At 49.4% G+C, this 23,950-nt stretch carries 20 protein-coding genes, 1 tRNA gene and 1 other RNA gene; 15 read left to right on the top strand and 7 right to left on the bottom strand.

The window, feature by feature from the left end:
• Window positions 1-153 precede the first annotated feature (153 nt).
• From LCH85_15475 to LCH85_15440, 8 genes are all read left to right on the top strand, one after another.
• Entirely contained in the window at window positions 154-1,770 is a 1,617-nt protein-coding gene (locus LCH85_15475; GenBank protein ID MCA0353392.1) for a hypothetical protein, read from the top strand.
• Complete coding sequence (locus LCH85_15470) at window positions 1,767-3,023, top strand: hypothetical protein (GenBank protein ID MCA0353391.1); 1,257 nt, start codon at window positions 1,767-1,769, stop codon at window positions 3,021-3,023. The genes LCH85_15475 and LCH85_15470 overlap by 4 nt, the downstream gene beginning before the upstream one ends.
• A 222-nt stretch (window positions 3,024-3,245) precedes the next feature.
• Complete coding sequence (locus tag LCH85_15465) at window positions 3,246-4,394, top strand: acyl-CoA dehydrogenase (protein MCA0353390.1); 1,149 nt, start codon at window positions 3,246-3,248, stop codon at window positions 4,392-4,394.
• Window positions 4,395-4,815: 421 nt separating this feature from the next.
• Window positions 4,816-5,217: a hypothetical protein gene (locus LCH85_15460; protein MCA0353389.1), complete on the top strand. Its 402-nt coding sequence runs from the start codon at window positions 4,816-4,818 to the stop codon at window positions 5,215-5,217.
• Between the two features lie 183 nt (window positions 5,218-5,400).
• The gene (locus LCH85_15455) at window positions 5,401-6,126 is read left to right on the top strand and encodes a hypothetical protein (GenBank protein ID MCA0353388.1); all 726 of its coding nucleotides are present in this window, start codon (window positions 5,401-5,403) and stop codon (window positions 6,124-6,126) included.
• A gap of 12 nt (window positions 6,127-6,138) precedes the next feature.
• On the top strand, window positions 6,139-7,017 hold the full coding sequence (locus LCH85_15450) for an ATP-binding cassette domain-containing protein (protein ID MCA0353387.1): 879 nt from the start codon (window positions 6,139-6,141) through the stop codon (window positions 7,015-7,017).
• Window positions 6,990-7,703, top strand: coding sequence for a hypothetical protein (locus LCH85_15445; GenBank protein MCA0353386.1), 714 nt, complete (start codon window positions 6,990-6,992; stop codon window positions 7,701-7,703). The genes LCH85_15450 and LCH85_15445 overlap by 28 nt, the downstream gene beginning before the upstream one ends.
• 11 nt (window positions 7,704-7,714) lie before the next feature.
• Complete coding sequence (locus LCH85_15440; protein ID MCA0353385.1) at window positions 7,715-8,266, top strand: hypothetical protein; 552 nt, start codon at window positions 7,715-7,717, stop codon at window positions 8,264-8,266.
• A 36-nt stretch (window positions 8,267-8,302) separates the two neighbouring features.
• Here the strand turns inward: LCH85_15440 and der are convergent, their stop codons facing one another.
• From der to ffs, 7 genes are all read right to left on the bottom strand, one after another.
• The gene (gene der / locus LCH85_15435; GenBank protein MCA0353384.1) at window positions 8,303-9,670 is read right to left on the bottom strand and encodes a ribosome biogenesis GTPase Der; all 1,368 of its coding nucleotides are present in this window, start codon (window positions 9,668-9,670) and stop codon (window positions 8,303-8,305) included.
• Between the two features lie 41 nt (window positions 9,671-9,711).
• Window positions 9,712-11,004: an RNA methyltransferase gene (locus LCH85_15430; protein ID MCA0353383.1), complete on the bottom strand. Its 1,293-nt coding sequence runs from the start codon at window positions 11,002-11,004 to the stop codon at window positions 9,712-9,714.
• A gap of 123 nt (window positions 11,005-11,127) precedes the next feature.
• A complete protein-coding gene (locus tag LCH85_15425) occupies window positions 11,128-12,843 on the bottom strand; it encodes a GAF domain-containing protein (protein ID MCA0353382.1) in 1,716 nt (571 codons plus the stop codon).
• Window positions 12,844-12,889: 46 nt separating this feature from the next.
• Entirely contained in the window at window positions 12,890-14,461 is a 1,572-nt protein-coding gene (locus LCH85_15420) for a DUF512 domain-containing protein (protein ID MCA0353381.1), read from the bottom strand.
• A 160-nt stretch (window positions 14,462-14,621) separates the two neighbouring features.
• Complete coding sequence (gene yhbY, locus LCH85_15415) at window positions 14,622-14,924, bottom strand: ribosome assembly RNA-binding protein YhbY (GenBank protein MCA0353380.1); 303 nt, start codon at window positions 14,922-14,924, stop codon at window positions 14,622-14,624.
• Between the two features lie 61 nt (window positions 14,925-14,985).
• Window positions 14,986-15,061: transfer RNA gene (locus LCH85_15410), tRNA-Gly, on the bottom strand.
• Between the two features lie 171 nt (window positions 15,062-15,232).
• Window positions 15,233-15,332: signal recognition particle sRNA small type (ffs, locus tag LCH85_15405), an RNA gene on the bottom strand.
• A gap of 473 nt (window positions 15,333-15,805) precedes the next feature.
• On the opposite strand from ffs, the gene LCH85_15400 reads away from it, so the two are divergent.
• The 7 genes from LCH85_15400 to LCH85_15370 are packed head-to-tail and all read left to right on the top strand — an operon-like array spanning window position 15,806 to window position 23,950.
• On the top strand, window positions 15,806-16,681 hold the full coding sequence (locus LCH85_15400) for a hypothetical protein (protein ID MCA0353379.1): 876 nt from the start codon (window positions 15,806-15,808) through the stop codon (window positions 16,679-16,681).
• Window positions 16,682-16,716: 35 nt separating this feature from the next.
• The gene (locus tag LCH85_15395; protein ID MCA0353378.1) at window positions 16,717-17,403 is read left to right on the top strand and encodes a sugar transferase; all 687 of its coding nucleotides are present in this window, start codon (window positions 16,717-16,719) and stop codon (window positions 17,401-17,403) included.
• On the top strand, window positions 17,403-18,650 hold the full coding sequence (locus tag LCH85_15390) for a glycosyltransferase (GenBank protein MCA0353377.1): 1,248 nt from the start codon (window positions 17,403-17,405) through the stop codon (window positions 18,648-18,650). Before LCH85_15395 ends, LCH85_15390 begins: the two co-directional genes overlap by 1 nt.
• An 18-nt stretch (window positions 18,651-18,668) precedes the next feature.
• Window positions 18,669-19,802: a glycosyltransferase family 4 protein gene (locus LCH85_15385; GenBank protein MCA0353376.1), complete on the top strand. Its 1,134-nt coding sequence runs from the start codon at window positions 18,669-18,671 to the stop codon at window positions 19,800-19,802.
• Window positions 19,803-19,837: 35 nt separating this feature from the next.
• Window positions 19,838-20,941 (top strand): diguanylate cyclase, encoded by a 1,104-nt coding sequence (locus LCH85_15380; GenBank protein ID MCA0353375.1) that lies wholly within the window; start codon window positions 19,838-19,840, stop codon window positions 20,939-20,941.
• 53 nt (window positions 20,942-20,994) lie between these two features.
• On the top strand, window positions 20,995-22,500 hold the full coding sequence (locus tag LCH85_15375; GenBank protein ID MCA0353374.1) for an O-antigen ligase family protein: 1,506 nt from the start codon (window positions 20,995-20,997) through the stop codon (window positions 22,498-22,500).
• On the top strand, window positions 22,484-23,950 hold the full coding sequence (locus tag LCH85_15370; GenBank protein MCA0353373.1) for a lipopolysaccharide biosynthesis protein: 1,467 nt from the start codon (window positions 22,484-22,486) through the stop codon (window positions 23,948-23,950). The genes LCH85_15375 and LCH85_15370 overlap by 17 nt, the downstream gene beginning before the upstream one ends.

Below are 23,950 nucleotides of genomic sequence, written 5' to 3'. Positions count from 1 at the left end.
ACAATGTAATTACTAAGTGCCAACTATAGATGAAATAGTCTTTAATTGTCAAGACTCAACATTATGCTGAGCGTAGCATTCTGGTCAATTGCTTTTTTGGGCGGTGTATGTACCATTAAGCCTAGATTCGCGCTGAATTAAGGTTGGTGGCCTATGCTGGAGTTTCGTGATATTCGGGCCTTAGAAGGGCCAAATGGCTATGCTCATGCCCCGGTTGCTTTAGTTCGGCTGGTTGGCGAAACTGTGGAGATCGATGCTTGGCTCAAACAAGTGGCGCTAGCCTGTGCCAACTATGGCATTGCCCATGCTGAGCCTGTTTTACAACACCACCCAAGCTTGGGCGAATATGCAATTACTTGGCGAACCGCCACGCCCGAAAGTTTAGCGCTGCTGCTTGAGCAATTGGCAAGCACAGATGCAGCCGCTAGCTCTGCTGAAATTCAGGCTATGCTGGCGCAGGAGCAAATTCCAAACGAATTGCACGATTTAGCCAAGCAACACTTGCCACTTTGGCGCGAGGCTGAAGCTTGGTGGATTGGCTATGGTCGTTATCGCCAAAATGCCGCTCAATTCGACCTTAGCACGCACCAAACCTTGCCAATTATTGCGATTAGTGGCACTAACGGCAAAACCACCACGACCCGCTTGATCGATTTTAGCCTGCGCACGGCGGGCTACCAAACAGGCCGCACCGATACCGACGGCGTTTGGATTAACAACCAAGCAATTGAGCAAGGCGATTGGACGGGTTTTGGTGGGGCGCAACGGGTGCTGAGCCATCCAGCGGTCGAGGTGGCTGTGTTGGAAACTGCTCGCGGTGGTTTATTGCGCCGTGGCTTGGCCTTCAACCATTGCGAGATTGCGGTGTTAACCAATGTTGCCGACGATCATCTGCCAGATCGCGGTTTGGCAACCGTCGCCGAAATGGCTCATTTCAAGGCCACCATCGTGCGTGCCGCCCAAAAAGCCGTTATTTTGAATGCTGATGATCCAGTGTTAGTTGAGGTGGTTGCCCCTCAAGCAACAGCCCCTATTATCTGGTTTAGTTTGCAAGCCAATAATCCCTTGATTGTGCAAGCGCAACAGAACCAACAAACCTGTTTATATCTCGATGCTAACCAATTAATCCTCGCCAATGCGGGCCAAACCCAAGCATTAATTGCGGTGGCTGAGTTGCCCTTGAGCTTTGGCGGAGTGGCTCAGCACAATATCGCCAATGCTTTGGCTGCTGCTGCCGCACTGTTTGCGTTTGGATTAAGTGCTGGCCAGATTGCGCTTGGCCTCGCTGGATTTCAACCAAATGCCGAGCATAATCCAGGCCGTTTGAATCAATTTCAGCGCGATGGCATCACCTTGTTAATTGATTATGCGCACAATAGCGATGGACTGCGGGTATTATTAGCCAGCGCCGCGCCACTCCGTACCGCCAATGGAAAAATTGCCATGGTGTTCAGTGGCACTGGCGATCGTACCGACCAACAAATTCAAGAGCAAATGACGATCATCGCTCAGCATGTCGATCGCTTGATCCTCAAACGCGACCCATGGTTTTTGCGTGGACGTGAACCAGGCGTTTTAGAGCCATTGATGATTGCTGCGGCCAGTGCTGCTGGCCTTGATCCTGCCGCGATCACTGAGCTAGAGGGCGATGAAGCTGCTTTTAATGAACTGACCCAACCAGCCAAGGCGGGCGATGTGCTGATTTGGATTGTTTATAAAGATCGGGCTAGCAAAATTGCCATCGCCCAAGCGTGGGAGCGCAACTTATGAGCGAAGCCATGATCGAGCCTACAACCATCCAAGAGGAATACTTGTGGAATAGCGCCCGTGAGGATCAGCCACCCAAGAAACCATTGGTTGAAATTGGTTGGGTGTTAATTGGCACATTTGAAAAAATCGACGAAGGCGCAATTCGCACGGCTCGCGAACGAACTCGCGAATATTTACGCCAGCACTTCCCTGAATTTTCGTGGCGTGTGCCAATTGTGGTGCGCCCCGACCCTGACCCTGGCGATGTGCTGGCCGAGCCAATTCGTTTAATTGATATGGCGGTGACCGAGCGTTTGACCAAGGGCTGGGATTTTGCGATTGCCTTTACCGCGACCGATCTGCATTCCCTGAGCAAACAATATACGCTTGGCACGCCCGCCAGTGGCCTTGATGCAGCGGCGATCTCGACTGCGCGGCTCGACCCAACTGCTCAGCGCTCGATGGTCCGCAAAGCTGAGCGCGAATTGGTGCTGAGCAATCGAATTTGGGCTTTATTTTTACATTTGCTGGGCGATTTATTGGCCTTGCCGCATAATGACGATCACAGTAGCCCAATGAGCGTGCCGCGTGTGCCCGAAGATCTCGATGCAGTGCATGATTTTAGTAGCGAGGAGCATGAGTGGATGCTCGAATCGCTGACCGAAGTTGCCGACCTGCGGGTTGAAGAAACTGGTCAATCATCGCGCAATCCATTCTTTTTTACCTTGCGGGTGCTGGTGCGCTCAGGTCGCGAAATTATCGCCGCAGTTGCCCGTAACCGCCCATGGATTTTGGTTTGGCATCTGACTAAATTTACGGGCGCAGCATTATCAACCTTGCTAATTCTGCTCTTTACCGCCGAAGTGTGGGATGTTGGCGTGCGCTTGCCATTAGCTGAGGTAGCTGGCGCTTTAGGAATCACGATTGCGGGAACCACCACCTTTGTAGTGACGCGCCAACGCTTGCTCACCCGCCGCACCCGCTTTCGGCTGACTGAGCAAGTTGTCGTAACCGATTTCGCGATTATCCTGACGATTTTAGGTGCGATGCTTTCGATGGTATTGCTGCTAATCAGCGCCGCAATGCTGGTGATTTGGGTAGTGCCGAATGAGCTAGCCGAACGCTGGACTGATTTTGCGCTTCTGTCGCTTGAACATAATCTGGCCTTGGCTGGCACGGTTACGATCATTGGGCTGATTGTGGGCGCACTTGGGGCCAGCATCGAAGACCAAACCACCTTCCGCCATGTGGCCTTCATCGATGAAGAAACTTAATTATAAGGATGAATGATGAGGAATGAAGGATGAAATTTAACCACGAAGAACACGAAGAGCACGAAGGTCGATAAACTTTGTATTCTTACAATATTCCCAAGCTCAATTCTGACTTTTGGCTCTTGCTTTCATCCCTCATACTTCATCCTTCATCCTTCCGACAACTTCTTGGTATACTACAATTAGGCAACGAAGCCGACCAAATCATAGGAGATATGCTCAATGGATTTCCAGTTAACCCAAGAACAGCAAGAGTTACGTCAAAGTGTGCGTGAATTTGCTGAGCGCGAGTTATTGCCCAAAGCCAAAGACGTTGATGAAAAAGCCCAAATTCCAGCCTCGACCTGGCAAAAAATGGCCGATATGGGTTTGATGGGCTTGCCTTTTGCTGAAGAATTGGGCGGCGCAGGAGCCGATGCGATTAGCGCAGCGCTTGCAGTCGAAGAAATTGCCCGTTGTTGTGGCTCGACGGCGCTTTCCTATGCAGCCCATGTTGGTTTGGGCAGTGCCCCAATCGCCATGTTTGGTAACGATCAACAAAAAGAGCAATTTCTACGGCCAGCTGCTGAAGGTCGTTACCTTGGAGCATTTGGTTTAACTGAACCCCATGCTGGCTCGGATGCTGGCTCAACCCGCACCACCGCCGTGCGCGATGGCAACGAATGGGTGATCAATGGCGCAAAAATGTGGATCACCAACGCCGCCGAAGCAGGCCACCTGATTGCCACCGCCATTACCAACAAAGATCGCGGCAAGCGTGGCATCAGCGCGATCATCATTCCTAAAGGTACGCCAGGCGTGCATTTCGGCAGCCCTGAGCACAAAATGGGCTTACGTGGCTCGAATACCCACGCCATCACCTTCGATAATGTGCGGGTTCCGCTTGAAAACCTACTAGGAGCCGAGGGCGATGGCTTTGTGCAATTCCTCAAAGTGCTCGATGGCGGGCGGATTTCGATCGGGGCAATGGCGATTGGTTTAGGTGTGGCTGCGATGGAAGCTGCGGTCAGCTATGCCCGTGAGCGCCAAGCCTTTGGTCATGCGATTGGCAGCTATCAATCGATCAGCAATATGTTGGCTGATATGGATACTGAGCTAGAAGCTGCCCGTTTGCTGATTTTACGTGCCGCATGGCTCAAAGAAAACGGCAAACCATTCACTCGCGAAGCAGCGATTGCCAAGCTCTATGCCTCGGAAGCCTCAGAACGCGCCTGCCGCAACGCCGTGCAAATCTTTGGCGGCTACGGCTATAGCAGCGAATATCCAGTTGAGCGCTACTATCGCGATACGCGTTTGCTGACGATTGGCGAAGGCACATCGGAAATTCTGCGCATGGTTATCTCGCGTGGTTTACTTGGCGAATTAGCCTAATTGATTGGCTCGATTGCGCTGCTGATCGCCCCCAAATTGATCAGCAGCGCAGTAATTGCTTGACAGGCACAATAATCTCGTTATAATCGTGGGCAACGGTTTGCTGCGAGAGAAGCCCGTCGATTATATTGCATAATCACTCATCAAACTCCTCCATCATTTAATCCCTCGCCAAATGCCAATAATTCATTGGTCTTTTCGCTATATCTAAAAATAAGCCTTTATAAGGATATATAAATACGTCAAGATTTTTAATTACATTCATTTAAATACCAGAACTATTATGCATATAATAAATATGCTATTATTTTGTATTTAAAAATACAAAATATAATTCTAAATCAAATAAATTAATACTTGACAAATAAAATAATTATTAATAGTATAAATATAATGATTATTAGATCAGGAGTGAAGATTTATGGTTAAGTTCATTGGTCGAGGGATTATCGCATTAGCAATTGTGTTAGGCGCAGCGAGTGCGGGAGAAGCGTTTGCAGCAACAAATGCTGCTACGATTAATTACGGCAGTGGTTCCTGGCGGGAATGGCCAGCACGCGTAGCAGGTGGTGGCTCTAGCTCGGTTGATGATCCAACTGGAGCAAGTCATGGTGTAACAGTTAATGGGTCGTTAAAAGTTAGCGGTGTATATGCAAATGGAACCTGCGCCTTCTCTGATTCGGATACAGGTTCATCGGTGGGGGTTGAGGATTCTTGTTCATTTTATGCACCAGGGCTACACAATGCCGATGTTAGTGCAAGTCATACATGGTCAAATCCGACCGTCACTAAAAGTACAAGCTCATCCAAAGCCCATCCATAATTCTTTAACCTAAGCTTCCGATGGATGCTAAATAATATTAGCATCCATCGACTTGAGAATCATCCTATGATACGAACATTTTGTCTTGGATCTCTACGAACTATTAGCCGTAATCGCTTTTTATGGGTTATGCTACCTTTATTAGTAGTATTCAGTACGTTTCTTGGTTTACAGGGTGATGCTATGTATACATTAGTCACTCAATGTTGTGCCTGTTTAGCAATTGTATTTGTACACGAAAGCAAGCGCGATCTACAAGTGCGTGAAATCTTATGGAACACCCGCTATAATTTATTCAACTATAGTCTTGGGCGCTTACTAGCGTATAGTATTGCAACACTGATTATTATTGTGATATGTGCAATTATCTTGTTATTTTTTGGTGGTAAGGGCAAAATAGGTGCTGTTCTCCATCATAATGGTCAGAATGTGCTTATTTCAATGCGTTTTCCATGGCAATTATTCTTCAAGACCTTCTTTAGCATGGTACCAATATTTGTGTTGTTATTATGCTTGCGACGACATTATTGGCTAGGTCTGATAACATCGGTCGGCTATTGGCTATATATTTTCGCCTTTGTTATCCTGCTTAGTCCAGAAATTCTCAAAGGGACGCTTACGCCAGGCTTTAATCCGTTACGCTGGTTAGCAATTATTCCCAGCACCAATGTCTTTTTATTTGCCTGGGCTGATCCAATTCCATGGATTTTGCCAAGCCTTGGGTTGGCTGGTTTGGGCTTGTTTGGCTATTTGGGCAAATGCTTATGGTTTGGTCACACTGCCGAACCACTCCAGATGCAACCAGCATGGATTGGGCTAGGACTTGTACTGAGTTGCCTCAGCCTCTATCTTGGTTATCAGCAATTTATCGCAATGTTACACATCTATAACCCATCAACCGTGTTTTAAGGAAACAACACCATGAGCTTGATTCAGCTTGAAAATATCTCCAAGCGTTATGGTAAGTACCAAGTGCTTGAGCAATTGAATGTGCAGCTTGAAGGTGGAATGATCGGCTTGCTTGGGCCAAATGGCGCAGGCAAAACCACCTTAATTCGGGTTTTGACAGGCTTTTTACAACCATCACAAGGCCGCGCTAGCCTCGCAGGCTGCGATTTAGCCCAGCCGGAGCAACTAGCGCAACTGCGCCAGCAACTTGGCTATGTTCCGCAACATCCCGCCTTTTACCCAACTTGGACATGTAGCGAATTTGTCGATTATATTGCTCAGCTCAAGGGCATGCACAATTCGGCTGAGCGCAAAGCAGCGGTCGAACGCAGCATTCAGTATGTTGGCCTAAGCGACCACGCCAATAAAGCAACTCGCCAACTTTCCGGCGGCATGCAACGACGGCTTGGCATTGCCCAAGCGATTGTCAACGATCCTAAAGTGTTGATCGTCGATGAACCAACCGCTGGCTTAGACCCCGAAGAACGGCTGCGTTTTCGGCATTTGCTAGCCGGACTGGGCAACCAACGCTTAGTGATTTTCTCGACCCACATTGTTGAGGATATTGTGCAAACCTGCCGCCAAGTGATTATGCTCAAAAAAACTATTTTATATGCAGGCGGCTTAAACGACTTGTTAGAGCAAGCGCGGGCGGCCCAAGTAACCTGGGAAATGACCAGCCCAACCCCGATCTACGACCAGCAATTAGCGATTGTTAGCAGCAGCAACGATGAACACGGCTACCATTATCGAATTGTTGGGCAGCCGCCAGTTGGTAGCAATGCCAAACCAGCGAGCAGCATTGGCCTAGAGGAAGCCTATTTATGGATGATGCAACGAGCCAGCGCCTAAATCGCGTACCAACCATGCAGTCACTAGCACTCTGGCGCAGCCAAGCGCGGATTGTGCGCTGGCGCTGGATCAGCAGTTTGAGCAGCATAACGGGCTTATCACTCTGGGCGATCACTCTCAGCTATTACAATGCAATGCTGCTAATTCAAACAATTATGCCCACGATTATCGTCTGGCTCAGCGTTGGTTGTTTAATCGACGACCCCACGATTGAATTGAGTGCAGCCACGGGCCTTGGCATCCGGCGGCTCTGGTGGATGCGCAGTAGCCTGATTATCGGGCCAAGTTGGCTGGTGATCATGCTCTGCACATGGGTCGTTGCCAACAATTGGTTGGTGTTTGGCTATAGCAATTTGGCGATGTTTACTGCATTCAGCCTGAGCCACTGGCTAGCGCGAATGACCCGCAATAGCTTGATTGGGGCCATGCTCCTTTCCTTCATGCTCTTAACCCAGTGGGTTGCCCCATTTTGGTGGCTGCCTATGGTTATGGAGCAGCGCAGCGGCCTTGAACAATTTAAGCAATATCTCTTTTTCCCATTAGATAGCCATGAAATGTATCTTAAACTGCATCATGAGCGCATGTGGAATATGCTCACACTGGGCAGTTTGGGGTTAGTTACTGCGCTTTGGGGTTGGTGGTTGTATGGCCAAGAAGAAGCGCTAATTTTGCCTAAAACTGAGTAAAGGAATCGTTAATGTATACAATTCCGTCATCAAACATTTCAGTATTCAAAATATTTTGGTTTGGAATCAAAAAATCATTATTATATGCATTAATCGGTGTTACAACTTATATCCTTTTATTATTTATGCTCGGCACGCTTAATCTTCATCTCAATATTGTGCTTTATGGAATTTCAATAATTTTCTCAATGTATATTGGTTTATCTTTCCTCTACTCAATGATCGCCCTAGTTTCATTAATAAAATCAGATATGCTGTATATTCATCATTATATGTGCATTTTCGTTTTAGTATGTGAGTTTCATCTGTTTACGATGAATTCGATTGATCGATTCTTTTCAAATTTCGCAAGAGAGCCTATGTCAGAGCAATTTATTAATACAAATAAGCAAATTTTCACAAATATTATTAAACCAGAAAATATTAATCAATGGATCAATAGCATCATGTTTATATCTCCAGCCATAATTGTGGTATTAGCAATCTATCGTTGCCAACAGCAAAAACAATTTTATCAACAAGATCACACAATTCCAAACAAAAAGCACCTTAATCGTGATTGATTAAAGTGCTTTCTGCTTGATCGAACGTTAGGAAAGTTAGCGTTTGCCGGAAACCGAGACGGTTTGCTCTTCCTCGCGACCCTTGAACACCAAAATAATTGGCGTGCCAATAAAGCCATATTGCTCGCGAATGCGATTTTCGAGGTAGCGCTTATAGCCAAAGTGTACTTGTTCTGGCGCATTCGAGAAGAACAAGAACACTGGTGGCTCGACTTGGGCTTGAGTTGCATAGAATAAGCGCAAGTGAGCGCCTTTATGCATTGCTGTTGGTGGATGTTCGCGCACCGCCGCCCGCAACAAGTTGTTAATATCCGAGGTGCTTATTCGTTTGTTGCGTTCGCTCTGGATTGTTTGGGCAATATCGAGCACTTTAGTAGCGCGTTGGCCAGTTTTCGCCGAAATAAATTCAATCGGCGCATACGGCGCAAAGTGAAACACCTGCGACATCGTAGTTTTAGCATCTTCGTAGCTGAATTTGGCTTTATCGATCAAATCCCATTTGTTGACGATAATCGCCAAACCTTTGTTGGCTTCCAAAACCATGCCTGCAACGTGAGTATCTTGGGCGGTTGGGCCTTCTTGGGCATCGACCAAAATCAAGGCAATATGGCAACGCTCGATTGCTTTCATCGTGCGTAACACGCTGTAGCGTTCAATTCCTTGCTCAATCGAGCCACGCCGCCGAATCCCAGCGGTGTCGATCAAGGTGATTGGAATGCCTTTATAGGTCAATTTGGTGTCGATTGAATCGCGCGTTGTGCCTGGAATATTGCTGACAACTACCCGCTCTTCGCCGACCAATTTATTCAATAAGCTCGATTTACCAACGTTTGGCCGCCCGACAATCGCAATCTTCAGCGAATTGTCGTCTTCCTCTTCTTCTTGGCCAGCTGGCAAATTGCGGACAATTTCATCGAGCAAATCGCCTGAGCCAGTGCCATGATAGGCGCTCAAGGCAATTGGGTCGCCCAAGCCAAGGTTATAGAATTCGACAGCATTTTGGCGGCGATCTTCGGTGTCGGCTTTGTTTACACCCAAAACCACGGGTTTGCTGCTGCGGCGTAACAAGGCGGCAACCTCTTCATCAGCAGCAATCAGGCCTTCACGCACATCGACCATAAACACAATCACATCGGCTTCGTCAATCGCCAATTGAGCTTGTTGGTGAGTACGGCGCACAATTTCAGCCAAAGGCAAGTTCGGGTCATCATCGCCAACCAATAAACCAGCTGTATCCACAATCGTAAATACGCGGCCATTCCAGATTGTTTCGCCATATTGGCGGTCGCGAGTTGTGCCAGCTTCATCGGCAATAATCGCGCGGCGCTCGCCAATTAGCTTATTAAACAAGGTCGATTTGCCAACGTTAGGTCGGCCAACAATCGCCACAATTGGTTTTTCCATGGTTATACCTCTTTCGCAATGCGGCCCAAAAGCCAACATCACTACATTCTACGACGTTCAAGTTGCACAATCGTGGCCGTTTGACCCAATACAGCGATTGGGAAGGTTCCACGAACTCGTAATTCTGGAGTAGCATTGATTTTTTCGCGCAGCACATCGATTTCGGCAGCCAGCGCCACGATCATGCCGCCAGGCGCAACGATTCGCGCCCATTCTGCACAGACCCCAGAATAGAGTTGATGCAATTCATCGATATTGTTGACTTGTTTACCAAAGGGCAAATTGGTGACGAGCTTGTTAATTTCGCCTGGTTGGAATGGTAAGTCAGTGGCATCTAAACGGCGAATGGCTAAATCGCCGCCAACACTTGCCAAGTTACGGCTCAGAGCTTTGACTGCTTCACGGCTCTTATCGCCAGCAATCAGCCGCTCAAACGGGCCAACTGCTGCTCGTTCAGCAATGATTGTTCCTGTGCCAGCCATGGCATCTAAAAAGACATCGGTCGGTTGCGGGTTGGAGAGTCGTACCATTGCTGCAGCAATCGCAGGCCGTAAGGCCGCCGGACGATCAACCACCCGCTGAATGCGATGGCGCATACCGCCAGTTGAAAGCCGAATCGCAACCACAATTTCGCTACCAAACAGGGTTACCCACATTTCAACATCGGCTTCTTCTTCGACCAATTTCCAGCGGCCTGGCCAGTTATCGCGCACAGCATCGGCGACGGCGATCCCCACGGCTTTACGGGCAAAATCTTGCTTGCCCGTAACCCGCGTGACCACCCGAAAACTGGTCATTTTAGGCGTGCGACCACCGTTGAGTGTAAAAACCCGCAGGGCGGTTGGCACCAACGGGCTATTTTTGACCGCAGCATGAATTTGCTTCAAGCCACTTTGATCAGGTGAGATGTTGAAAGCCCGCGCTGCCACCACAAATAAATCTTCGGCAGTCCGCAAATTAAACAATTCTTTAGAGTTGGTGTCGGTATGAAACAACAACATATCATCTTTTTGGGTAACGTGGCGTTGGGCAACCAGCATTGGTTTTTGCAAGGTGGCATTAATTTCGGCCAACAATAATTGGCCAACCCCAGGTTGGGTTTGCACCGCAAACAACGGACGACTCATATCAACCGTTGGCTGTTTAACAAATGCTCGCTGGCGCACTGCTCCGGCAGGAGCTGCACCTGCTGGGCGGCCAGCAGGATCATGGCGTGGGCCACGAGTTGGCGCTTGATTGGGGCGTGAGCCAGGTCGGCCAGGTCGTGCTGGACGAGCGGCATTCGATTGCGGGCCGCGCTGTGGGCTACGGCGTTTTGGGCGTTGGAATGGCATATCTATTACAACTCGCGTAAAGTGCGAGTTTTCCTTTCATCAGACTAAATTCAGGCCAAACAGCCATGCTGTTGACCAACAAACCCACCATAGCCCGCGCAAATGCCCGAAAACCCAGCCTGCTCAAGCCGATGGTGTTAGTGGCGTGCGAAATGGTGTTGCATCGTTAATAATCCGATGGTCGCCAATGTCATCACGCAGCCGTTGCGGGCGAACTCGCCCACGATTTAATGCTTGCCAGAGTGCTTCAACACAGACAGCATCAAATTCTGTGTCGGCTCCAGCCCGCAAACGTCGAAACGCTTCTTCAGTTGGTAAGCCTCTGCGATACGGTCGGTCAGAGGTCATAGCATCAAAGGCATCGGCCACGGCAACAATCCGTCCGCCGAGTGAAATTTGGCCTTTGGCTAAGCCATAGGGGTAGCCGCTGCCATCAAGTCGCTCGTGATGTTGAATGATCACAGGCAACTCAGTTTGCAACATCCGAATATGGCCGAGAATTCGCTCGCCAATTTCCGGATGCGATTTCATCTCACCAAATTCATCGTCGGTCAAGCGCCCAGGCTTTTTCAGCACCCCATCGCTAATGCCAATTTTGCCAACATCGTGCAAAATCGCACCAATGCGTAGGTGGTGAATAAAACTTGGCTCAAGCTCTAATTCCTCAGCAATCGCCACGGCAAATTCCGAAACCCGCTTAGAATGGCCTTCGGTATACGGGTCTTTGGCATCAATCGCCGCTGTCAAGGCTTGAATAACATCGAGAAACAGCTCGTTGACATCAGCATACAAATCGGCAATTTCAAGCACGGTTGCAGCTTGCCGCGCCAACGTTTGCAACAACAATTTATCATCATCATCGAAACGGCCATCGCGTTTATTCAAAACCTCGATGCAGCCAATCAGATGTTCCTCGGATTGCGCTCGTTCACGGCCAAAGGTAATGCAACGAGTGCGCAATGGCACAGCCAAAATCGAACGGGTATCAAAGCCCGTCATCTGATCAACACTGCCATCGTGGCGTTGATCGCGCTTGACATCGCCAACACAGATTGTCTCGCCAGTTTCAGCGACATAGCCTGCGATGCCACGGCCTTTGGCCAAACGCACCGACTGAACTCGTTCATGCAAATGGCCAGTTGAATGCTGCAAAATCAAATCGCCCGATTCTGGCTCAGTCAAAAACAGCGAACTGGCCTCGGCATCAAGCAAAATTCGCGCATAATCGATAATCAAATTCAGCAAGGTTGTGCGGTCGAGGGTCGAACCAATATGGCCCACAATCTCGACCAAGGCACTCAAGCGCGATTCACGCTGCTGGCTTTTTTTCAACAAGCGTGCTTTTTCGACTTCGGCAGCCATGCGATTGCCCAAGAGTTTGAGCAAGCGCGGCTCAGAGCGTTGTGGATTGAAAATCTGAATCACCCCAACGACCTGTTCTTCGAGCAGCAGCGGCAACGACAGTAGCGAGCGTAATTGCAGGCTATTAGCCTCGCCTAGCCGTCGATCCCAACGTGGGTCAGCATTGATATCTTCGATCCACAATGGTTGAGCTTCGCGAATGGTAGCCCCAACCAAACCGATATTAATTGGTAAACGCATGCCAACCAAATGTTGACTTGCCGGATCACCATGGACAACTTGAAAGACGATCTCATCGTCATCAACCAGATAGAGCGTACCCGCCTCACCGCCAGCAATCTCGATCAACAAGGCCAGCATGCGATCAAGCAAGGGATCGAGGGTCATACTGCTAGCAATTGCATCAGCCCGCTCAATCACGACCAACACCTGTTCCAACTCAAAGGCACTATTTTGCACAACCGTCTGCGATGTCATACTCATGCTCCACTGTGTCGGGTAGCACTCGCAGGCGGCTGAGCGGCTAGCGCATTGAAGCCTGAGCCAGATACCGGCGCTGCGAGCGCGGTTTAGCTTGGCGGCTGAGTTGACGCACGACCCGGCGAATTTCGTGGGGCATCCGTGCCATTGTCACCTGCGCACCAAGTGCGGTTGCAATTTGTTCAACAGTCCATTCATCAATTGTGCGAGTTCCGGAGTGATCGAACATCACTTTCGGCAGCATCACAATATCTGCGGGGCCATGCTTTTGTAACTCAGCGACTACATCGCCGCCAGTTAGCAAGCCCGAAACTGTCACCATCTCGCCAAAAAATTGATTGACGACTGGGCATAATTCCACGGTCAGGTTTTCAATTCGACTAAGTTGTTCGACGACTTGTTGCAACACGGGAGCGGCGAGCGTGGCGCAAGCCAGCAACATTCGGGTAGGTTTATCGACGGCACTTGGCAGCGAAGGCACAATCTCGGCCCATTCATCTTGGAATTGGCGCACCAGGCCCACACCATTCTCTAATTGATCGTAGCCTTCGTACAACGAGCCATCGGGCTGTTCGCGGCCCGCCAACAGATAAAACTCATCCGAGGGATAGACCAAGACCGAGCCATGTTCGGCCATATAATATTCTTGAAATGGTTCGCAGATATCGATCACCGCAGCGGCTTCATCGCCGCGATATGGCCGCAACTCGACTTCGGTGGCCGCCCCCAACCGCGCACAAAAGCCGAGATTTCCTTCCTTGGCCGCTTGAAACAATTCGTTGGCAACTGGCGCTTCTTCTTGCCAAATTGGCTGAGCTTCCCAGTTGCTATCAATCCATTCGGCGCTTTCGTGCACGCGGATGGCAGCTTTGATGCTTTGCGGCTTTTTGCCCTCAAAGCGATAGCGGGTCAGGCCAACTGGCACAATCGCGATGCTTTGAACAATTGGGTACAACTGGCCCAATTCATGGATGGTTTGGGCTAAGGCTGGGCCATCATTCAACTGTGGACATGCCACCACTTGGGTATGCACATCGATGCCCAAATCGCCTAAGCGCCGAATTTGCTCCAACACATCGGGCACATCGGGCTTGCCCAAGAGAATTGCCCGCAAAGTACGATCAGTCGCATGGACTGAAATATACATTGGCCCCAAGCGCTGTTCAGCAATCCGATCCCAATCTTCCTCCTTGAGATTCGTCAATGTTACAAAGTTACCATACAAAAACGACAAGCGATAGTCATCGTCCTTAAGGTAGAGTGTTTTGCGGAATCCTTTAGGCATTTGGGTCAGAAAGCAGAAGGGGCATTTATTATTACAGGTTCGTAAGCGATCAAATAATGGCTCGACAAAATCGAGGCCAAGCATATCATCGGGGTTTTTGGTTAATTGGATGCTACGTTCTTCGCCAGCTTGGCGCACCAGCAACTCGACCTGATCTTCAGTCATGGCAAAGCGAAAATCAATTACATCGCGCATCACCCGACCGTTGACTTGCAGAATTGCGTCGCCAGCTTGTAGCCCAAGTTGCGCACCAGTACTGCCTGCTGCGACTGCTTGAATAACCCCGCCATTGCCTGGTCGAATATTACTAAGATTTGGTTGATATTCCATAGCACATCACTGTTTATTGCGTTAAGCGCGGCTGCTAATCGCACAAAAGGCGCACCTTGCATTGTGCGCCTCATCCGCATTCTATCGCGTCAAATTACCAAGGGCCGTAGCCCAACATTATGTATTATAGCAGAAAGCCTTGATTGTGCTAGACGCTGATTTAGCGTGGCAACACAATCACTTGCTTATCGTCAAGTCGGCTTGGCCGATACAGAATCGCCACATTGCCCACCAACGCAACCAACGTAGCCTCAGTATCAGCCACTAATTGATCAGTTAATTCGCGCCGTTCTTCTTTAAATTCGCCAAACTTCACTTTGATCAATTCATGGGCATCAAGAGCGGCGGCTACAGCGGCTACCACCGTGCTTGAAAGCCCTTGCTTGCCAATTTGCACCACTGGCTTGAGATCGTGAGCCAAGCGGCGCAAATATTGGCGCTGATTACTATTTAATGTGAGCATTATTGCCCTTTCAAGGTTCGATTACAATAAAAAACTGCTGGTTTTCACCAGCAGTCATTCGTGGAGCGGGAAACGAGACTCAAACTCGCGACCTTCTCCTTGGCAAGGAGACGCTCTATCAACTGAGCTATTCCCGCATCGCGTTATGGGGTTATTATACACAGCTTGGGGAAAATTGCAAATTTAGGCTGGGTGGGCAATTGCTCGATCCTTGGGCTAGCCCAGCTACAGGACTACAGCACCTTTAATTCCTAGTGATTAAAAACAATCACCACCATTTTCTCAATGGTGGTGGTTGCAAAAAGAGCATGGGCCAGGCAACCCTGTGACACCCACAGAGGCAAGCGTACCGTTGCTATCTTTCAATCCTGGCGGAGTTGGCAAGCATGTGCCGCACAAGACCCGACCCATCGACCATTATAGGCTACAAGCGGCTTTAAGTCAAAAAGTGTTGATCTTTTCATCTGGCATGGTATACTGGCGATGGCCAGAAACAACTACAGCCTATGGTGTCCTAGAAGATAGCGATGTGTCAGAAAGCAGCGATGCCAGAGCAAGTGCATCGCTTTTTTATTGGATACTTAAATTTTTTTTAGGACAAAAGTCACCCTTGACACTTTTAGTGTCAGAGGCCAAAGTAGTAGACGACCATTGGTAGGTAGTCCTTTCTCTTGATATGGTTAAGCTTAAGTACTATCAAAAATTTAGTACCCACGCTTTAGAATATTCGGTTGGCACACGACCAAAGACACCGTACTATTGTAAGTAGCGCTAAGTATTCAATTTGGGCCAGATTTTTGTTGGAACCCGATGCGGCGGAAGCTTAGCCCAGGATTCAATTTTGGTGTAGTGTGGCACCTATAGCCAGAAAGTAAGCCACCATGAAGTACCTGCGTCGATCAATTATTGCGCTCGTTCTCTATCTCGCTGCGTTTTTCAACATCGAGCGGCTGGACTTCCAGGGCGAGAATGTTATTGACCTACGTTCGTTTGTCTATGTTCTCGGTTTAGCAGCAATCATCATCACGATTATGCTGCCCTATTTTCGGCAACGTCGGCTTTTGGTGGCCCTCACCTATTGGGGCGCGATCTACGCAATTATTCGTTTAGCATTTTTCAATGATGTTTCGTTTGTTGGGGTCGATATTTACTTATCGTTAACTGAATTGGTGTTCTTATTGGTTGGGGTGCGCTTTGCCCACCAAGTTGCCATTGATCTCTACGATTTCGAGCAAGCGGTGATCAACATCACCTTGCCACAAGTTAATCGCCAAATTCGCCCGCTCAACGATTCTAACGATGAAATTCAAACCGAGATGGTGCGGAGTCGTCGCCATCGTCGCCCAATGAGTGTGCTGGTGATCAAGCCCGATCCTCAATCAGTCAATCTGGCGATTCATCGCAGTGTCGAAGAAGTGCAAAAATCAATGATGACGCGCTATGTCGTAACCAGTTTAACCCGCGTTGTCGCCGATGTGATGCGCCGAACCGACATGATTTTCGAGCAACCAAGCTCAAACCAATTTATCGTGATGAGTCCCGAAACCAATGCTGCTAATTCTGTTTCGTTTGCGGAACGCATCAAGGCTGCTGCGTCCGAGAGGCTGGGTGTAGATGTGTTGTGTGGAATTGCATCATTTCCCGACGATGCCCTGACATTTGATGAGTTGATTCGCGAGGCCGATACACGGGCTTTGCGCCAACTCAAAGGGGTAAAACCACAAGACACACGCTCGACCGTTCAGACTGAGGTTTAAAGCGCCGTTCATGCATCGTGCAGAAAGGAACCGTCATGGCTTCTTCACTCAATTACCGTGAAAATCCAGCCTATGCCTGGCTGTTTCAGATTCAACCTAACCGCTCACCAATGGCCCGCCAGGTCTATTTGGTTAGTAAACGAGCGATGGATTTGTTGATTTTGTTGATGGCAATGCCATTTTTGCTGCCATTTTTCCTCTTATGTGCCGTTTTAATCAAAATTGATTCGCCCAACGGGCCGATCATGTTTACCCAAAAACGCACAGGCCAAGGTGGCAGAACCTTCCGAATGTATAAATTTCGGACAATGGTGCCCAACGCTGAGGAAATGAAAAAGCAGTTGATGCACCTCAACGAATTGCAATGGCCCGATTTTAAAATTAGCAATGATCCTCGTATCACCAAAGTGGGCAAATTCTTGCGTAAAACCAGCCTCGATGAATTGCCCCAATTGTTGAATGTGATCAAAGGCGAGATGAGCCTCGTCGGCCCACGCCCAACCTCATTTGGTGCTCACACTTACGACTTGTGGCAAACCGAACGACTCGATGTTCAACCAGGGCTAACCGGGCTGTGGCAGTTGTTTGGTCGCGCTAGCACCGAATTTCATGATCGTTTGCTTTTGGATATTGCCTACATCGAACGCCGCTGCTTGTGGCTCGATATTCAAATTCTGTTCCGCACGATTCCTGCCGTGTTGAAGCAGCGGGGTGCACATTAGTGGCACAACCAATCGCTTACATGATGTCACGGTTTCCGCATCTGTCGGAAACCTTTATTCTGCGTGAAATGCTTGAAATGGAGCGGCTTGGCTGGGATGTTAAGCTGTTTCCCTTGATGTTGCAGCAACAAGCGGTCGTCCACGATGAGGCCAAGCGCTGGATTCCCATGGCCCAAGCCCAGCCATTCATCTCACCGCATGTTGCCCTGAGTTCATTACAGCGTTTAGCCAAACAACCCCTCAAAACCAGTGGCATCGTTGCCAAAACCCTAACCGAAAGTGCTACAGCACCCAGCGAATTAGTCCGTAAATTGGCATTAATTCCCAAAGCAATCACGATTGCCAAGCATATGCAGGCCCAGCAGATTGCCCATATCCATTGTCATTACGCCACTTATCCGGCTTTTGCTGCCTGGATTATCAATCGCCTAACGGGCATTCCCTATTCCTTTACTGTGCATGGCCACGATATTTTTGTGAATCGGGCGATGCTGCCAACCAAAGCCCGTGGAGCCAGTGCAATTATCGCGATCGCTGAGTTTCACCGCGAATTTTTGGTTGAAAAATTGGGTGAATGGGTACGCGATCGGATTCATATTGTGCACTGTGGCATTCGCCCTGAGCGCTATCAACCTCAACCCAAACCAGCTGGCGAGCGCTTTGAAATTTTGACCACCGGCAGTTTGCAAGATTACAAAGGTCACCCCTTCTTGATTCAGGCCTGTAGTTTCTTGCGTGATCGTGGAGTCGCCTTCCGCTGTCGCATCATTGGTGGCGGCGAAGATCGCCCAATGCTTGAGCAATTGATCGCCGAAAAACAATTAACTGGGATGGTCGAATTGCTTGGCCCGCAGCCAGAAACTGCCGTGCGCGAGCTACTAGCTACCGCTGATTGCTATGTTCAAGCCAGCATTATCACTCCCTCAGGCAAAATGGAAGGTATTCCGGTTTCGTTGATGGAAGCCTTGGCCTGTGAGTTACCAGTCGTGGCCTCGCGAATGTCGGGCATTCCTGAATTGGTGCGCCACGGCGAAACAGGCTATCTTGTGCCGCCCGCCAATGCCGCAGCCCTAGCCGAACAACTGCTGTATGTGCGCGATCATCCTGAGGAAGCCGCTGGTTACGCTGCTCGTGGCCGCGAACTGGTCCAAAGCGACTTCAACTTAGTAACTTGCGTCGAAAAACTTTCCGAAACATTACTCGCCGTGAATCCCGCTTTGCAACGGCCAATTCAACGCAATGCCTAATGCTCAGGAGCAGCTGTAATGCCCCAGAAGATTGCTTTTCTTAAAATTCGCGATTTTTCGTTTATTAATCCCAATCTGATTGCTCAATTTAAGCGGGTATTCCCTGAATACTCGCTTGAAGTTTTCGATTTTAAGGATTGGCTCAAATACAATCCGCATCTCTATCTCTTGGCGATGGCCGCAGTTTATAAAGAATATGGCCGCGATATTTTGGCTGGTCATAAGAAGCCTAATCCGCATTTATTCGTCACCCGTTGGATTGGCAAACGGATTAAAAAGCTAGTCCAACAGCGTTTCAACCCGCGCGAATATGCCTTTACCTTTCAAACTCAGACCAATTTTGATGCGAGTGTGGCGGGCATGCCCCATTTTATCTATACCGACCATACCTTGCGAGCCAACTGGCGCTACACATTATTCGATCCCAGCAAAATTCAATATTCAGCCGAATGGCGTTCAGCGATTGAGCCAGAGATCTATCGCAACGCCAGCAAAATCTTTTTTGCCAGCAATTTTGCCCGAACTTCGGCAATCGAGGACTATGATTATCCAGCTGAAAAGGCTGAATGCGTATATACAGGTATTAATGTTAAAATAGACCCACCAACCAACAAAGCATATGCCGCCAAACGGATCTTATTTGTTGGAGTAGAATGGGAGCGCAAAGGCGGGCCAGAAGTCGCCGAAGCGTTTAAACGCATCCAAGCCAAACATCCCGACGCTACATTAACGATCGTGGGGTGTTCGCCCGAGCTTGATTTGCCCAATTGTCAGATTATTGGGCGAGTGCCGCGTGAACAAGTTGTTCAGTATTTTCGTGAGGCAACTATTTTTTGCATGCCCAGCCGCATCGAGCCAGCTGGGATCGCCTTCAGCGAAGCGGCTATGTATAAACTTCCCATTATTTCGGCCAACAGTGGCGGCCTGCCCGACCGCGTGCTGCACGGCCAAACTGGCTATCTGATTGAGCCTGGTGACGTTGATAGCCTAACCAATTATTTAAGTGATTTATTAGATCACCCTGAACGATGTCGTGAATTTGGTGAAGCTGGCTACCAATTAGCCCATCGTGAATTTACTTGGGATCGCGTTGGTGATCGCATTCGGGCTGCTATTCTTTCAACTATTCAACCAACGCAGCGCATGGCCTAGCCAGCAGTCGGCGCTGCAACAAAGGAACCGTTGCTATGGAATTTCGTCATTATCTTCGAATGTTAGGGCGCGGCTGGTGGCTGATCGCTCTGGCAGCATTAACTGGGTCAACCTTAGCGCTGGCCCGCGCTTATGTAACTGAGCCTGAGTATCGCACGCGCACGCGCCTCTTGCTCAGCCCCAACTTGGCACGGGTTGATAGCGGCCAAGAGTTATATAGCGTTACCACCTTGCAAAATCGCACAATCGTCAACACGATTGCCGAAATTCTGAATAGCGGTAGCCCTTTCAAGGAAACCGGCTCGGTGCTCAATTTGCCGCCAGCCGAAGTTTTGCGCTACAAAAACAATGCAGTGACGGTTCCCGAAGCCAACGTTTTGGAAGTGTATGTTGATGGGCCTGATGCGCCAACCACTGCCTTGTTAGCCAATAGCTTGGCTCAGCGTACGATTGATTTTGTTGATCAAAAATATCCCAGCTATAGCCTGACCGTGCTTGACCCAGCCTTGCCCTCATCAACTCCCCAAAGCCCGCAGCCAGTTCGTGACACAACCTTGGCCTTGATTTTGGGCGCAGTCGTTGGCGCGATTATCGCGATTGTGCAAGAACAACTCAAAACTCCGTTGGAAGCACTGCGCCGCCGTAGCACTGTCGATGCTGTTTCGACCGCCTTTACCCGCCGCCACTTCGACCAACAATCCAAAGAAGCGCTGGGCCGCAGCTCAATCGCCTCGCTAGGCTTAGTCTATCTCGATGGCATGCAAGATGTGATCGATAGTATGCCTGCGCCAGTTGTGCAGCGGGTGTTGCGTCATGCCAAAAATGTGTTGCGCAACGAACTACGCGGCAACGATATTGTGGGCCGTTGGGATAACACGACCTTCTCGATTTTGTTGCCCGAAACCCCTGAAATTGCTGCCACGCGCACGCTTGATCGGATTTTGAACGCGCTTGATCAGCCGGTCGAAACCGGGATTGATGATGTGGTGGTCAAACTAACGCCCTATGCTGGGGGAGCCACCCGTCGCAATAATATGGCTTACGCCCAATTAGTCGAAGAAGCTGAATCGGCCTTGACCCGCTCGTATCGCAGTGGCGAAAAGAATGTGCTCTTCTCAGCCGTTGAACAACCTGCCTAAATTAAACCAACCTGCACGGCATGAATTGCATGCCGTGCAGCCATGAGGTCGTTATGCTGGCCAACACACCACAAGAAGAGCCAACCAGCCAACCAGATGTTTTTAACAGCAAATGGATGAAATTTGCCTTTGCTTTTTTGGCGATCGCTGGGGGGGCGGGGGTTGCCGCTGCCTTGGCATTTTTCGATAACCCCTTGAAATTAGTGCTGCTGTTTGGTGGCGCTGGTGCCGCCATGGTCACGATGCGCAATAGCGAATGGGGCTTGCTGGCACTGGTGTTCATGAGCTACACCCGTTTTTCCGATGTGATGGTGCGCAACGGTGCACCCTCAACTGCCCAACCATTTTTAGCGCTGCTCTTTTTAATTATTTTCCTGCGCTGGGCACTCTACAACCAAAAACCCGAGCCTTGGCTCAAGCCCGCCGCCTGGATTTTTGTCTATGGCATGGTCGGGGTCGCCACATTTCTCTATGCCGATGATGTGCTGCGGGTCAAGAATGGAGTCGTTGCCTACTTCAAAGATGCGATCATCGTGATCGTGGTGGTGATGATGATGCGTTCGCCCAAGATGCTGCATCGTTCGATGTGGGCGCTCTTGTTTGCTGGCATTTTCATGGCTTCGATTACTACGTGGCAGCAATTAACTGGCACCTTCGAGAACGATTATTTGGGCTTTGCCAAAGCTGGCAAAATGCAAATCGTTTCAGGCGTTGAGGATGATTACCGGATTGCTGGGCCAATCGGTGACCCTAATTTCTATTCACAAGTGCTTTTGACCCTAATTCCACTGGGCATGGATCGGCTGTGGAATGAGAAGAATAAAAAATTGCGCTGGTTTGCGATTTGGCAATTGAGCGTTTGTATGGCCTCAATTTTCTTCTCGTTCAGCCGTGGGGCGTTTCTTTCGCTCTCGATTGCTAGCTTAATCATGTTTATTCGCCGACCACCCAAGCCGCTTTCGGTGATCATCATCATTGCCTTGGGTTTTGTAATCATCCCGACCCTACCAGCTTCGTATATCGCGCGGCTCGAAACGATTCCCGAGGCGATTCCTGGTTTGGCTCAGGAAGATGTACGCAACGAGGCCTCGTTCCGTGGTCGTTCAAGCGCCCAACAAGCGGGGCTACGCATGTTCTGGGCTAACCCGATTTTTGGCTTAGGTGTGGGCAATTTTGGCAACCACTATCAAGAGTATGCCCGCGATCTAGGCCTTGATAACAGTCGTTGGGACCAAGCACCGCACAACATGTACCTTGAGATTCTGACCGAAAAAGGCTTATTTGGGCTTTCGGTCTTTAGCGCAATGATGTGGGTACTGTTCCGCGATATGAACCGAGCACGTAAAAAGTTTCGCGAAATCAATATGGGCGATTTCGACGGGCTAATCTTTGGTTTCCAAGCTGGCTTGGTTGGCTATATGCTGGCAGGGATCTTCCTGCAACTATCCTACCCACGCTTTTTCTGGATTTTGATCGCCATCGCCTATGCGATTCCCAATGTTGCCAATAAAGCTTATGAAGAGTATCGCGAGGCGCTACCAAATGGCGAAACAGCCTGAAACGATTGTCCAGAGCGCGGCTCGTAATACCTTATGGTCGTATGCCGCCACCTATGGCGGCAAAATTCTGATCTTTATCACCACGGTAATTCTGGCTTATTTCGTGACCAAAGCTGAATACGGCTTGGTCGGCATGGGCTTGACGGTTATCGCCTTTCTTGAGGTAATGCAAGATCTAGGGATTGGCTCGGCAGTGATTTATCGCGAAGGTGAGGATGCTGCTAACACCGCTTTTTGGCTGGGCTGTGGAATTGCCTTGACGCTCTTTTGCATAACTTGGTTGGCAGCGCCCTTAGTTGCCACCTATTTTTTGCAAAATAATCCTAATGTAATCCCGATTATTCGGGCCTTGGGATTGAGCTTTCCCTTATTTGCCATGCGCAATATTCACGACGCGCTGTTGCGCAAACGCATGCAATTCAAAAAACGCTTTATTCCCGATCTGATTCAGGTCAGCAGCAAAGGCGCAATTTCGATTGGCTGTGCCTTGGCGGGCATGGGCGCTTGGAGCTTGGTTTGGGGCCAATTGGGTGGCTCGGCCTGTGGCGTGATCGCCTATTGGATGGTCAATCCATGGCGGCCTAGCTTCAAACTCGATCGCACGGTGATCAAGCCGCTGTTGAGCTTTGGCAGCAATATTGTAGCGGTCAATGGGCTATCGGTTGTCTTAGCTCAAACCGATTATCTGCTGGTTGGGCGCTACCTTGGCGACGAAAATCTGGGGGTTTATACCAACGGCTTTCGCTTCCCCGACCTCATGGTGATGCAAGTTTGTGTTGCCTTGGCCAATGTGCTGTATCCCTTGTACAGTCGGTTGCGCGACGATCCTGCTGGGTTGCAACAGGGCTTTTTTATTGCCTCGCGTTATGTCGCCTTAGTGACTGTGCCGCTTTCATTGGGAATTGCAATTACGGCTGAGCCATTTGTTTTGACCTTGCTGAGCGTAAAATGGATTGAAACTGTGCCGATTATGCGCACAATTGCCATTTACACCCTATTTCTTTCGCTAGGCTACAACGTTGGCGATGTCTACAAGGCGCAAAATCGCACCAGCATTTTGACCAAGCTTTCAATTGCCCGCTTAATTGTCTTGGTACCAGCGTTATGGTTTGCCGCTGCCCAGTTCAAATCGTTGCAAGCAGTTGGAATTACCCATGCAATCGTGGCATTTTTAGGCAGCACGCTCAATTTGGTGGTTGCCGCCAAAGTGCTGAACATGCCGATTCGCCGAATTTTGAGCGCCTTCCAACCAGCGATAATTGCTGGCACAGTGATGAGTATTTGTTTGATCTTGACCCTGCTGGCCTTGCAAAACACTCCTGCATGGCTGCAACTCTTGGCGGCAGTGGTGGTTGGCATCGGCTCCTATGCTGGAACTTTGTGGTTTGGTCAGCGCGAAGTTCTGACCCAAGCAGGCCAAACCTTACGTGGTGCGGTGGCACGGAGATAA

It is taken from the genome of Chloroflexota bacterium, from assembly GCA_020161265.1.
Taxonomy (GTDB): Bacteria; Chloroflexota; Chloroflexia; order Chloroflexales; family Herpetosiphonaceae; genus Herpetosiphon.
This window is presented reverse-complemented; position numbering and strand designations above follow the sequence as displayed.